General features: G+C 59.2%; 11 protein-coding genes. 4 read left to right on the top strand and 7 right to left on the bottom strand.

Annotated features, from left to right (window positions below):
* The first annotated feature begins 38 nt into the window (after positions 1 to 38).
* Together HMPREF0308_RS08420 and HMPREF0308_RS08425 are read left to right on the top strand one after the other, a co-directional pair.
* A complete protein-coding gene (locus HMPREF0308_RS08420) occupies positions 39 to 287 on the top strand; it encodes a hypothetical protein (RefSeq protein ID WP_005530634.1) in 249 nt (82 codons plus the stop codon).
* Between the two features lie 6 nt (positions 288 to 293).
* On the top strand, positions 294 to 944 hold the full coding sequence (locus HMPREF0308_RS08425) for a response regulator (RefSeq protein WP_005530637.1): 651 nt from the start codon (positions 294 to 296) through the stop codon (positions 942 to 944).
* Between the two features lie 21 nt (positions 945 to 965).
* Here HMPREF0308_RS08425 and HMPREF0308_RS08430 read toward each other — a convergent pair whose 3' ends face one another.
* The 5 genes from HMPREF0308_RS08430 to HMPREF0308_RS08450 form a co-directional block, all read right to left on the bottom strand.
* A complete protein-coding gene (locus HMPREF0308_RS08430; RefSeq protein ID WP_005530638.1) occupies positions 966 to 1,544 on the bottom strand; it encodes a hypothetical protein in 579 nt (192 codons plus the stop codon).
* An 11-nt stretch (positions 1,545 to 1,555) separates the two neighbouring features.
* Complete coding sequence (locus tag HMPREF0308_RS08435; RefSeq protein WP_005530640.1) at positions 1,556 to 2,125, bottom strand: hypothetical protein; 570 nt, start codon at positions 2,123 to 2,125, stop codon at positions 1,556 to 1,558.
* A gap of 55 nt (positions 2,126 to 2,180) precedes the next feature.
* The gene (locus HMPREF0308_RS08440) at positions 2,181 to 3,467 is read right to left on the bottom strand and encodes a hypothetical protein (RefSeq protein WP_005530641.1); all 1,287 of its coding nucleotides are present in this window, start codon (positions 3,465 to 3,467) and stop codon (positions 2,181 to 2,183) included.
* A 517-nt stretch (positions 3,468 to 3,984) separates the two neighbouring features.
* Positions 3,985 to 4,629, bottom strand: coding sequence for a rhomboid family intramembrane serine protease (locus tag HMPREF0308_RS08445; RefSeq protein ID WP_005530643.1), 645 nt, complete (start codon positions 4,627 to 4,629; stop codon positions 3,985 to 3,987).
* Positions 4,630 to 4,696: 67 nt separating this feature from the next.
* A complete protein-coding gene (locus HMPREF0308_RS08450; RefSeq protein ID WP_005530645.1) occupies positions 4,697 to 5,227 on the bottom strand; it encodes a peptidylprolyl isomerase in 531 nt (176 codons plus the stop codon).
* 68 nt (positions 5,228 to 5,295) lie between these two features.
* On the opposite strand from HMPREF0308_RS08450, the gene HMPREF0308_RS08455 reads away from it, so the two are divergent.
* A complete protein-coding gene (locus HMPREF0308_RS08455; RefSeq protein WP_034657349.1) occupies positions 5,296 to 5,934 on the top strand; it encodes an HAD family hydrolase in 639 nt (212 codons plus the stop codon).
* On the opposite strand, the gene metE is transcribed toward HMPREF0308_RS08455, so the two are convergent.
* Together metE and HMPREF0308_RS08465 are read right to left on the bottom strand one after the other, a co-directional pair.
* On the bottom strand, positions 5,931 to 8,195 hold the full coding sequence (gene metE / locus HMPREF0308_RS08460; RefSeq protein ID WP_005530649.1) for a 5-methyltetrahydropteroyltriglutamate--homocysteine S-methyltransferase: 2,265 nt from the start codon (positions 8,193 to 8,195) through the stop codon (positions 5,931 to 5,933). The genes HMPREF0308_RS08455 and metE overlap by 4 nt on opposite strands.
* Entirely contained in the window at positions 8,192 to 9,115 is a 924-nt protein-coding gene (locus tag HMPREF0308_RS08465) for a methylenetetrahydrofolate reductase (RefSeq protein ID WP_005530651.1), read from the bottom strand. The genes metE and HMPREF0308_RS08465 overlap by 4 nt, the downstream gene beginning before the upstream one ends.
* Positions 9,116 to 9,501: 386 nt before the next feature.
* Here HMPREF0308_RS08465 and HMPREF0308_RS08470 point away from each other — a divergent pair, with 386 nt between their 5' ends.
* Entirely contained in the window at positions 9,502 to 10,314 is an 813-nt protein-coding gene (locus HMPREF0308_RS08470) for a hypothetical protein (RefSeq protein ID WP_005530652.1), read from the top strand.
* Positions 10,315 to 10,501 lie beyond the last annotated feature (187 nt).

Below are 10,501 nucleotides of genomic sequence, written 5' to 3' on the forward strand. Positions count from 1 at the left end.
CCATCGTCTTTATTTCTCGTCCCAATAGGAGTATCTACATGCGTTTTCGTTCCGTTGCAGCCGCAGCCGGTGCGGTCCTTTGCTTGACGAGCACCCCATTTGCTAGCGCTGCTTCTTCTTTCGGTTCTTCCAGCTCCGCTGAGTCTGCCACTCAAACTGAAACCACCAACGAGACCGCCTACACCGGTGGCTTCACCTACTACACCTCCATGGCGGAAGACGCTGCCAACCTCTTCCGCTGCTCCACCAGCCCGCAGCGTTGGTGGTGCGCAAAGTACCGCAAGTAAACCTCGATGTCCATTCGAGTCTTCCTCGTTGATGATGACCCGCTGGTCCGCTCGTCGCTACGACTTTATTTCGAAACCACCGATGACATCTCGGTGGTAGCTGAGGCAGCCAATGGCGCAGAATGCCTCTCAATGCTGGAACAAGTTGATGTTGACATCGTCCTGGCAGATATACACATGCCCACGATGGACGGCATCACCTTGCTGCGCCGCATCAAGCAGTACCCCTCCCCGCCTGTGTTCTTGGCAGTGACATCCTTTGATTCGGATGACACCATGCTCAAGATCCTGCAAGAGGGCGGTGCTGGTTACATTCTGAAAAATCAGCGACCCCAATCCATCATCGATGCTGTCCGGGAGGCAATCCACGGCGGAACCGTTGTAGCGCCAGTAGCGATGCATCGCCTGGTGGGATACATCGGCGATGCTCCTCGTAAAGACCCAGTCGCCGCTGCCATCGAATCGCATTCGCTGAGCAACGGCGAGATCAACGTGCTGAAGCTGCTGCTACAGGGCAATTCGAATTCCGAGATCGCAGCAGCGCTGGAGATCTCCGAATCTTCGGTGAAAAAACACGTCTCCAGCCTCATCGTCACCTTTAACGCAAGCACCCGCCTAAATCTTGTAACCAAGATTTTAGGCGGGGCAGGTAGCTAGGCACTGAGGCTAAAGCACGGCTTAATACACCGGGGCGTCGTCAATGCGTAGCTCCGAATAGCGCGAGTACGGTGCGCTGACAAAGTACGGCGCGCCCTTTTCTACCCACTGCTGATCCTCGGAACAACGCACATCCTGCGAATCCGCGTCGAGCATCATAAAGCCCCACACGAGCTTGCCTTGCTGATTAGCTTCCAAATCGTAGGGGCCAATCTTTTGACCGAGGCTCCAATGGATCTGGTGGACGAAGTTAAAGCCAAACGCGTTCGACATGTACTTTTCAATGTCACCGATTGGCTTCACCGAAACGCTGACCTCTGTGGTCTGCGTACGCTTATCAGTCACGGTGTGGCTAACTGGAACAGTGTAGTCGTTGCGATTAGCCACGCTGACAGCGTCAGTCTGCTTAAACCACATGCGCTCCGCCGTGACATAGGTGCCCTGTGCGCCCGGTGTTGCACAGTGGGTGCCCGGCTTGTAGTCATCGTTCCAGCGCTGCGGCAGGCGGTAGGAAGCCGCGCCGTCGACAGCCTGCGCAGCCGGAGTGGCCGCGCTTACTGCCACCAGCAATGCTGCGGCGATGCGTGCAAACTTGCGCACAGTTGCCTCCCCTAGTTGAACTTCATGTTGTCGCGAGTAGAAACCTCAACGTGGCGCTCTGCTGGCAGAGATGCGGTGAAGGTCTCGCCGGTACCCTGCCAGGTTCCGTCCTGGCCACACACGGTCTTCTCACCTGCAAAGTCGGAGACAACCCAGCCCGCACGCATGACGGCGGTCTTGCCTGGAGCAACGTTGTACGGACCGACGGTCTCTCCTACTTCGTAGGTCTGGGAATCGGTGTAGCCCGCGCTGAACTTGATGTTGACCAGCTTCAGGATGTCGAAGTCAACGCCTGCGGAAACATTCCAGGTCTTGGTCTTGGTCTCCTTGATGGAACGAGTCAGTGGCAGCGGCTCAGCGTTGTAGTTGGAGACGGTCCAGGTGCCTGCGGAACCATCAAAGTAGGTGCGGACAATCTCAACGGTCTGGCCGGTATCGCCTGGGTTGACGCACTTTTCACCGATGGTGGTCGGGTTAGCAGCGCCGTGGTTGACGGCAGGCAGTGCCATTGCTGGTGCAGCGGCGATGGAAGTTGCAGCAATTGCGGATGCTGCCAGGGCGAGAGTGCGGTTAAAGCGCATGATGTACTCCGATTTAGTGAGAAAAACAGTGGGGTTGGTAGGCAGTGTCGTGGTGTTAATAAGCGGTCTGGGTCGCAACTGGTAGGTCACGCCACTCATCTGGGGTGACGTCAACCTTGCGGGTCGAGCCATCCTTGCCAGTGACGGTGGCTTCTGCCCAGAAACCTGCCGGCGCGGAGGCCTGCTTGAAGTCGTGAACGAGGCTGTACTTACCGTCGCGGCCACAGTGCAGCTCGCTGTAGTTCACGCGCATCATGGTGGTGCCGTACTCGATGCGTGCGCGCTCACCTGGCTTAAGGTCGAGTGGCGCCAATGCGGTACCCACCGGCATGTAGGCACGCTGTGCGGCACCGATGGAGCCGAGCCAGCCCTCCGGCAGGCGGCCTTTATTGCCCAGCCAGTTCATCTGGCCGTTGTACTGCGCGCCCACCAGGTGGTCGGTGATGCCACGATAGGTGTAGTCAGCCTCAGTCCAGTTCATGAAGTCCTGGGAATAGCCCGGCTTTCGGAAGGTAGGAGCTACGCCCTCAATAGCGTTCGGGTACCACTGCATATCGCCAGCGGTGCACTCTTCGCCTTTGCGCGGCCAATTCTCGCGCTGCAGGTCGGTAGCAGGTTTGACCACATGGTCCTGCTTTTCATCGGCAATCTTCTCCAGGCTTGGGCCGGAGATGGCATTGTAGCCACCATCAACAACCTTGCTGTTCGCACCCGGCGCGCGGGACGGAATCTCAAGCGCTTGGTCATCAACGGTGCCGTCGGCGTGGATTACGGTTGCCCAGGCATAACGCTCGGCCGGTGCGGTACCTCTGATGACATTTGCACCCGGGATATTGGTATAGATGCCATCCTTACAGTCCACGAACATGGAAATGAAGTCTTTTTCCACGGTGCCGTATTCCACGCGGAAGGAATCGCCAGGCGCAAGCTTGATCGGCCCGATGGTTTCCCCCTCGATCCAGCCGTTAGACAGAGTCAGACCGATGTCTGTCTTTGCGGTGGTGTTCCAGTTGGAAGGCCACTTGGCGGCAGAGTTTGCTTCGATCTCGTGATTGGTGCCGGATTCGATGGTGGCGGTGTACGGAACCGTCTGCTTGGTGGTGTTGGTGAACTGGATGGTGCCATCCGAAAGGTAACGGCGGCCAGTTTCACCAAAATGCCAATCCGGATAACCCGCTGCAGTAGCTTCTGCTGGGCTGCACTCCTGGTAGAGATTCTCAATCGGATAGCCCTGTGGCATGGCGGGGATCTCTGCGTGCGCCGCAGCAGGGGCAACGAGGCTTGCCGCAGACAGCGCGGCGGCTGCTACGTAGTAGCTGAGATGGAGGCGGGGAATGCGCATCGCTACGTTTCCTTTTATTCACTATTTTTGCAGTTTGAGGTTCACAGCGGCACGGTCTCTCCCTCCACGCGCTGTGAACTACTCACATGACGCTAGACGGCCACCATCGCATCCTTCAATACCTCAGATACTTTCGGATAATTGCCCCTTGAGCTGGATCTTTACAGGTTTTTCCCAGCTAATTGCTATCCGAGAAACACTCGAAATTGTCCTTTCGTACACACCCGCTTTTGCCCCCTTTCCCCGAGTTGCCAACAAGATGGGAGGAAAGTTATCCACAGGCTGGGGATAACTCTGTGAAAATCAAATTCCCCAGGTTTCTTCCACAGCCTGTGGATAACTGTTTTCACCCACTTCCACAAGGGCTAAATCACAAGGATGTAAGTCTTCTTGCCTGCATGATCAGGGAAAACTCCGGCCATGCGTTCGGTAAATTACAAAAATGTAGTTATCCACATTGTGGATAACTATTGTGGAATTCTTTCGCACAAGCGTTTTGGTGAATAACTCGCCGGAGTTATCCCCAAAGCCCAGCTCTCAAGGCCAACAACACGCCGACAACCCCGAACACTGCAGCAACTCCAATCCAGTGCACAGCCTTCCGGCGCGAAAACAGGAACAGAGTCAGCACAATGCCGATTAACAGCCCACCCAGGTGTCCCCACAAGGAGACGCCACTCATGATGAACGTGTAAACCACATTTGCGAGCACCAAGAAGATGGGCGCGCGCAGATCCATTCCTCGGCTGCGGTAAACACCCACCAGCATCGCCAGCAAGGCATAAAGCGCGCCCGACGCCCCCACAGTCGGCGCGTCGTAGTCCATCCACAGCACAGCCGCGGAGGCGCCCAAGACGGAGACCACATAGCTCGCCGCATAAAGCGCATGCCCAAGTGCCTGCTCGATCTCGCGCCCGATAAAGACGAGAAGGCACATGTTGAGCGTCAGATGCCCGACGTCGATGTGCATGAAGCCGGCCGTGATGGCCGTGGCCGGGGCGGCGGCAAACTCTGGACCCCAAAGAGTCCACGCATAAGCCAAAGAAGAGTCATAGTAGGACCCTGAAAGAGAGCGGGACTGGATCGCTGTCACTGCCCAAGCCAGAAAGCACACCGCGACGATTGCTGTGGTGACGGGCGCTTGTTTGATGTAGTTCTTCAACTTTCCCCCAAAACTGGAAGGAGCCCACCACCACTAAAAAGTGGCGGTGGGCTCAACGCAGGAGCTCTTATGCAATCTCGATGGACTCGATGATGACGTCCTCACGCGGACGGTCCATGCGGTCAGTTGCAACCTTGGCAATCTTGGAAACGACATCCTGGGAAGCCGGGTCCGTGACCTCACCGAAGATGGTGTGGTGGTTGTTCAGGTGCGGAGTCGGAGCCACCGTGATGAAGAACTGGGAACCGTTGGTGCCTGGGCCGGCATTAGCCATGGCCAGCAGGAACGGACGGTCGAACTGCAGCTCCGGGTGGAACTCGTCTTGGAACTGGTAGCCAGGGCCGCCACGGCCGGTACCGGTTGGGTCGCCACCCTGGATCATGAAGTTGTCGATGATGCGGTGGAAAATTGCGCCATCGTAGAACGGGCCGGACTGCTCGCCCTTTGCGTTCTGGGTGGAGTAGTCCTTCTCGCCCTTGGCCAGGCCGACGAAGTTCTCCACAGTTACCGGTGCATGGTTACCGAAAAGGTCGATAACGATATCACCGTGATTGGTGTGCATCGTTGCAGTTGCGGTCTTCTGAGTCATGCCGACCATTGTATGGAATTTCTTGCTCGCGCGCCGCAAATGACATAACGCCCTAAGCGATCACTATGCTTATCCCCATGATTCGTGCCGTGCTCTTCGACCTCGACGACACCCTCATGGACCACACCTCCGCCATGCACGCCGGATTGGATGAATGGTGTGCAGAGCTAGGCGTTGCGCAGGGCCAGCACGCGCGTTTCTCCGCCCTCGAGCGCAAATGGTTCAGTGCTTATGAGCGTGGAGAGGTCACGCACCAGGGGCAACGCATTGAACGCTGCCGCGAGTTTCTGGGGCAGACGCTTGACGACGCCGCCTCCCTCGCCGCCTACGACGGCTACCTGGCTGCATATCAGCGCAATTGGCGGGCATTTCCGGATGCTCTACCTGCATTGCGCCGCGCACTGGCGGCTGGGCTAAACGTTGGGATTCTCACCAATGGTGCCCGTGGGATGCAGGAGGGCAAGCTCCGCGCGGGCGGACTTAATCTTCCGGAAGTGCAACTGATTGCCACCGTAGATTTGGGCATTCCCAAGCCGCAGGCTGCGGCTTACCACGAGGGTTGCCGCGTGCTGAGAAGCGAGCCTGCGCACACGCTCATGGTGGGCGATTCCCTGGCTAACGACGTCGAAGGCGCCCGCGCCGCCGGGCTGCAGGCGGTGTACCTGCAACGCGACGGATCGGGCGAGATTTCGAGCTTGGACGAGCTGAGCTTCTAAGCGGGAACGAGTGAGCTGAGCACCTCTTCGCGGGCCAAGACCATGTTGCGCAACGAGGCCTCGGTCTCGTCGTAGCCGCGGGTCTTCAGGCCGCAGTCCGGGTTGATCCATAGGCGCTCGACTGGAACGTTGCGCAGGGCCGCGCGGATGAGTTCTGCCATCTCCGCCACGGATGGGATGCGCGGCGAGTGAATGTCATAGATGCCTGGGCCGATCTCGGAGTGAAACTTGTCGTCGATGTCTTCGAGGAGCTCCATGCGGGAACGCGCCGCCTCGATGGAGGTGACATCGGCGTCAAGGCCAGCGACCGCATCGATGATTTGGCCGAACTCTGAGTAACACAGGTGCGTGTGAATCTGCGTCGTGGGCTTTGCCTCCAAAGCAACGAGTCGGAAGGAACGCACCGCCCAGTCCAAGTAGGCCTTGCGATCCTGCTCTCGCAGTGGCAGCAGTTCACGCAGGGCGGGCTCGTCAATCTGGATGATGTCGATGCCAGCCTCTTCGAGATCACGCACCTCGTCGGCGAGAGCCACACCCAGCTGATCCGCGGAGACGGACTGGTTAACGTCATCGCGCACGAAGGACCACGCAAGGATGGTTACTGGACCGGTGAGCATTCCCTTGACGTGCTTCTCGGACAGGGACTGCGCATAGCGTGCCCACTCCACCGTCATCGCTTGCGGGCGGGAGATGTCGCCCACCACGATTGGCGGGCGGGTGCAGCGGGAGCCATAAGACTGGACCCAGCCGTTCTCGGTGACTACGAAGCCGTCGAGCAGCTCGGCGAAGTACTGCACCATGTCGTTGCGCTCTGGCTCGCCGTGCACCAGCACGTCCAAGCCCAGGCGTTCTTGCAGCTCGATGACCTGCTTGACCTCGTCGCGCAGGGCGTCGACGTAGGCGGCGTCGGAAAGCGTGCCCTTGCGGTGAGCCGCACGTGCCGCACGGATCTCCTGCGTTTGTGGGAAGGAACCGATGGTCGTGCTCGGCAGCAGCGGCAGGCCAAGAGCTTTTTGCGCTTCATTGCGCTCGGCGAACAGCGGCTGCCGCTGCACCTCGCCCTCCGGCAACTGCGCGGTGCGGTTTTGCACCGCCTCGTTGTGGGTACGGGCCGACTCGGCTCGGGTGCGCACTGCACGGTCGGCCTGGGCATACGCCTCCGGTGCTGCAAGCGGGCCGGAGCTCAGGGCGACGACCTCGCGCACCTTTTCATTGGCGAAGGAGAACCAGTTGGCTACGTCAATGGGAAGCGAAGTCTCTGCTTCCACGGTATGCGGAACGTGCTGCAGCGAGACCGAGGTGGTTACCGATGCGCCCGGAAGGGTCTCCAGCTTGGCTCGCAGGTCACGCAGATTTGCCGCCCAGACGTTGCGGCCGTCAACCAGTCCGGCGCTGAGGTGGGATTTCAGTCCAGCCACGCGCTCCAGGTAGCTCGGATCCAGCGCGAGGGTGCCCACGGAAAGATCCACCTGCACCGCCTCCGGCTGCAGCTCGTTGATGGCGTCCAGACCCTTGCGCACCGAGCCATAAGGCGTGGTCAGGTAAACCTGCGGGCGCTTTTCCGCGGCGAGGATACGGCGATAAGCGCTCAGGAGTGCCTGGGCAAGGGCGGCGTCGTCAGCCGCTGCAAGATCCGCGACCAGAGCGGGCTCGTTGAGCTGTACCCACTCCACCCCGGCAGCGTGGAGCTGCTCGAGGACAGATATATAGGAATCGACCACGGCATCAAGGTGCTCAAGCGGCTGCGTGCTCGATCCGTCTGCCTGCTTGGACAGAGCCAGCAAGGTCACCGGACCCACGAGCACGGGACGCACGGCGTGGCCGGCATTGCGAGCCTCTTCCACGATCTTGAGAACGCGCTGCGGGCGGGCGTTAAACGTCTGGTCATCGGCGATCTCCGGGACGATGTAGTGGTAATTGGTGTCGAACCACTTAGTCATTTCGAGAGGCGCGGAGTCGGCATTGCCACGGGCCAGACGGAACTCGTCATCGAGGGTCTCTCCCTGCACCGCGCCAACGGTCAGCGCGGTCTCGAGGACGTGGTCGTAATAAGCCACGTCTGCTGGGATGGCGTAGTCCTCGTTAAGCCCGAGGTCGCGCAGGCGCGCATAAGTGTCAAGACGCAGCGAGTGCGCTGCCGACTCAAAGGTCTCGGCGTCGATCTTGCCGGACCAGTAGGCCTCTAGTGCGCGCTTGAGCTCGCGGTTCGCGCCGACGCGTGGGTAGCCTTCGATGGTGGCCTTAGGAAATGGTGCGTTCATGGGTGTACTCCAATTCGATTCAAAAGGTCTTGAGTGATGTGAGGGTTGTTGTGGGTATAGATATGGAGGCCGTCTGCCCCTGAGCGCAGTACGCTTCGAGTCAGCTCGGCGGTGAGTTCCATTCCGATTTCATGTTCTTCATCTGGGGTGGATGCTGCCGCGAGTGCGGCCCGCACACGGGGTGGGACCTGCAACCCGGACAGCTTGGCCATTCGCTCGAGCCGGGCCACGCTGGTCATCGGCATGATTCCCGGGATGAGCGGAATACGCACGCCGGCCAGCCGGGCGCGTTGGGCAAAGCGGGCGTAGTCTTCGGCGTCGAAGAAAAGCTGGGTGATGGCAAAGTCCGCGCCGAGCCGCTGTTTGGCGAGCAGAACGTCGAAGTCCTCGTCGAGGTTCGCGGACTCCGCGTGGCCGTTGGGATAGCAAGCCACCCCCACCGCGAGGCTGCCTGCGGCGAAACGTGCGGCTTGGCCCGCCTCGCGGTGGCGGATGAGCCGGACCAGCTCGTCGGCATGCTGCAGATAGTGCGCCGGCATGCCGCCTTCGGGCAGGTCGCCACGAAGGGCGAGCAGGCCGCGCACGCCGGCGTCGACAAGCGCATCGATCCAGCCGATGAGCTCCTCCCGCGTGCCAGCCGTGCAGGCGAGGTGAGCGAGCGGGCGCATGGACGTGGTGCGTGAGATTTGTTCGATGAATGCCGCGGTGCCTTCCAGCCATCCGGAGCGCTGTGAGCTCGTCACCGCAATGTAGTCCGGGTTGTACCCCTGCAACACCCGCAGGAGCTCGGCGGTAGTGCTCGCATCAGCATCGTTGCGCGGTGGAATCACCTCGAAAGAGAGCGCGGTCCTTTGGCGCGGCTCAACAGATACTTCACTGAATTGGTCTAGTGGTGCTGAAGCGGATAGACGCGGGGTCATGTTCACCTCCCTTACTGGTCAACGGATTTTGCTTGCGATGAAATGTACCAAGCTGTCCATTTTTCGGGGAAGAGTAACTTATTAAATAGTACTTTTAAAAGTGGCGTGCCTGCAGGCTTTTTAAAAATTGGCACGAATAAAAATAGAAGGTTGCGTACCAAGCTGTCTAGCAATCAGCTCTTGTTACGTGCAAAAGTCCGGCTCTACAGACTAGAGCTAAAGAGACGTTCTCGCCCGCTGAGTCATAATCAAGCGCAATAAGGGTCACCACCGCATCATGCAGGGGTGACCCTTTGCTTTTCCTTCATACGTATAGTGGCGGGCCTTAACGCCCGTCACTACGCTGGTGAGAAGCACACGATAAAGTCAATTTAAGGAGCGTTCGCATGAACCCCACCGCAATTTCCGCTTCCGTCGGCCTGGCCACCAACCTGTGGAAGAGGTTTAAGGATTACCGCGACGAGAAGGCTCTCGAGGCTTACACCGCCCTGGAAGCTGCTGCAGCAGAGGTAGAAGAGCGCAGCAAGGACGCCTTCCCTGAGGCTCGCCGCAGCGCCGGCGCCGTCACCCAGGCAGCCCACGATCGCTTGGAGCGTAGCATCGCGGAGCTCAAGGACCGGGGTCAGGAAGTTAGCAAACAGGCTTCCGAGCGCTTCGATGAAGCTCGCAAGGACGCAAAGAAGGCCCAGAAGAAGGCACAGAAGAACGTCAAGAAGCAGTCCCGCAAACAGGCAAAGGCCGCACGCAAGGCTGCTGACAAGGCCCGCAAGCGCAGCGCTAAGAAGCTCAAGAACATCAACTTCGGCAAGGAGAAGAAGAGCTCCAAGTTCTGGCCGTTCGCGCTGATCCTCGCCCTGATCTCCGCTATCGGTGGCGGCCTCTACTACTTCTTCAAGATCCGCAAGGAAGAGGCTTCCGAGGTTCCGCCGCGCGTCGAGGACTTCACCACCGGTGCCAATGCCGCAGCTGAGGGCTCCACCTTGGTCTACACCTCCACCACCGAGGACGACCACAAGGTCTCCGACCTCGCGGAAGAGGGCGTCGTCGAGCGCGACGAAGAGCTCTTGGGCTCCATCGATGAGCAGCTAGCTAAGCACAAGGAAGAAGCCGAGGCTGCTGCCGACGCCGATACCTCCCGCATCACCGATGACCGCGATGACGAGGGCAAGCACCGCCTGCAGACCAACGAGCAGGAGTAAATCCACCCCGTTTAAGGGGGTAAAGCGAACGTTGTCTGGATCTCAATCCTTTGCTCGACGGGCTCGAAGCTGATTGAATTTTTGGGTACCTCGAAACAATCCCAAGGAGAATTGATGAGCTTCGAGTCCCTCATTGTCAAGCTCAAGAGCGGTGCGACCTACTACTTCCCTGCTGGTTCCGTCAGCG

Origin of the sequence: Corynebacterium striatum ATCC 6940 (genome assembly GCF_000159135.1) — a bacterium.
GTDB lineage: Bacteria > Actinomycetota > Actinomycetes > Mycobacteriales > Mycobacteriaceae > Corynebacterium > Corynebacterium striatum.

Bases quoted from the DNA above. Each gene is read 5' to 3' on its own strand.
- HMPREF0308_RS08435 (WP_005530640.1), bottom strand. From the start codon at position 2,125: ATGCGCTTTAACCGCACTCTCGCCCTGGCAGCATCCGCAATTGCTGCA.
- HMPREF0308_RS08455 (WP_034657349.1), top strand. From the start codon at position 5,296: ATGATTCGTGCCGTGCTCTTCGACCTCGACGACACCCTCATGGACCAC.
- HMPREF0308_RS08450 (WP_005530645.1), bottom strand. From the start codon at position 5,227: ATGGTCGGCATGACTCAGAAGACCGCAACTGCAACGATGCACACCAAT.
- HMPREF0308_RS08465 (WP_005530651.1), bottom strand. From the start codon at position 9,115: ATGACCCCGCGTCTATCCGCTTCAGCACCACTAGACCAATTCAGTGAA.
- HMPREF0308_RS08425 (WP_005530637.1), top strand. From the start codon at position 294: ATGTCCATTCGAGTCTTCCTCGTTGATGATGACCCGCTGGTCCGCTCG.
- metE (WP_005530649.1), bottom strand. From the start codon at position 8,195: ATGAACGCACCATTTCCTAAGGCCACCATCGAAGGCTACCCACGCGTC.
- HMPREF0308_RS08470 (WP_005530652.1), top strand. From the start codon at position 9,502: ATGAACCCCACCGCAATTTCCGCTTCCGTCGGCCTGGCCACCAACCTG.
- HMPREF0308_RS08440 (WP_005530641.1), bottom strand. From the start codon at position 3,467: ATGCGCATTCCCCGCCTCCATCTCAGCTACTACGTAGCAGCCGCCGCG.
- HMPREF0308_RS08420 (WP_005530634.1), top strand. From the start codon at position 39: ATGCGTTTTCGTTCCGTTGCAGCCGCAGCCGGTGCGGTCCTTTGCTTG.